This window comes from Mesorhizobium sp. M0437 (assembly GCF_040321335.1).
In the GTDB taxonomy this organism is placed as follows: domain Bacteria; phylum Pseudomonadota; class Alphaproteobacteria; order Rhizobiales; family Rhizobiaceae; genus Mesorhizobium.
In genome coordinates this window covers 1-1,318 of the sequence record NZ_JAMYRK010000210.1, presented here as the reverse complement: position 1 = coordinate 1,318, position 1,318 = coordinate 1, and the positions used below count along the sequence as shown (strand labels likewise).

The 1,318-nt window shown below is 58.9% G+C and carries 1 protein-coding gene; it reads left to right on the top strand.

What is annotated here, in order from left to right:
- Positions 1-129: 129 nt before the first annotated feature.
- Positions 130-1,293 carry a M20 aminoacylase family protein gene (locus NKI72_RS35025; RefSeq protein WP_352757292.1) on the top strand — a complete coding sequence of 388 codons (1,164 nt, stop codon included), beginning with the start codon at positions 130-132 and terminating at the stop codon, positions 1,291-1,293.
- Positions 1,294-1,318: the final 25 nt, after the last annotated feature.

Here is a 1,318-nt window from a genome sequence, read left to right as displayed (position 1 = left end):
GCTTAGCCTCCATCTCATTTCTAGATGATGACAATAGATAAACTGTGTTGGACGGAAGTCGCCGCGCGATTGATACTCGACTAAATTAACGCGCCAAGTGGCCAATAGGGCCGAATCTGGGAATGACAGATGCACAGCGTCGAGACGTTTCGCGATCTGCAGACTGAGGCAACCGAGTGGCGCCGCTACCTCCACCAACATCCCGAGCTCGGCTATCGACTAGACAACACGGCCAGGTTCGTGACCGAGAAACTGGCTTCGTTCGGCATCAATCACATCGAAACGGGCATAGCTGAAACCGGTATCGTGGCATTGACTCTGGGCGAAGGCGGAGACGGGCCGACGATCGGGCTGAGGGCGGACATGGACGCCCTGCCGATCCTCGAAGCCTCGAACAAGCCCTGGTCATCGCAGATACCGGGCCAGATGCACGCGTGCGGCCATGACGGTCACACAGCCATGCTGCTGGGCGCGGCGAAATACCTTGCGGCAACGCGCAACTTCAAGGGCTCCGTCGCCTTGATCTTCCAGCCCGCGGAAGAAGATGGACGGGGCGGCCAGAGGATGGTCCAGGAAGGAATCATGGACCGTTTTGGCATCTCCAAGGTCTTTGGCATGCACAACCAGCCGGGCATGGAGGTGGGCAAATTCGGCATTTGCCATGGCCCTATGTGGGGCGCGCTCGATGAATTCGACATTATCGTGAAGGGCAGGGGCGGCCATCCGGCCAGCCCTCATAAGACCGTCGATCCGATTGTTATTGCAGCCCAGATCATCGTCGGCCTGCAAACCTTGGTCTCGCGCAACACGGATCCACTCGAGTCGCTCGTTGTTTCTGTTACCAAGCTGAACGCCGGCACGGCGTACAACGTCATCCCAGAACATGTCGAAATAGCCGGCACGGTGCGGAGCCTCTCGCCCAGCTTGCGGGACTTCGCCGAACGACAGATCCTAGCGTCAACCCAAGGCATTGCGCGCGCATTTGGCGGAGATGTGGAGTTCAAGCACCGACGATTAGAGCCCGTCACCGTCAACCACGCGGCCGAAACCAACATGGCGATTGAGGTGGCACGCAATCTCGTGGGGCCCGCGTCTGTGGACGACAACATCAGACCAAGGATGGGATCGGAAGATTTCGCCTACATGCTGGAGGCGCGGCCGGGCGCTTACATTAACCTTGGCAATGGTCCGACCGCTGCCGCGCACAACCCGCAATATGATTTCAACGACGAAGCCCTGCTTTATGGCATCGGCTACTGGGTGAGCCTGGTCGAGACGGCGCTGGCTGCCTGAAATTACTGCTGTGCGACTGAGTCGC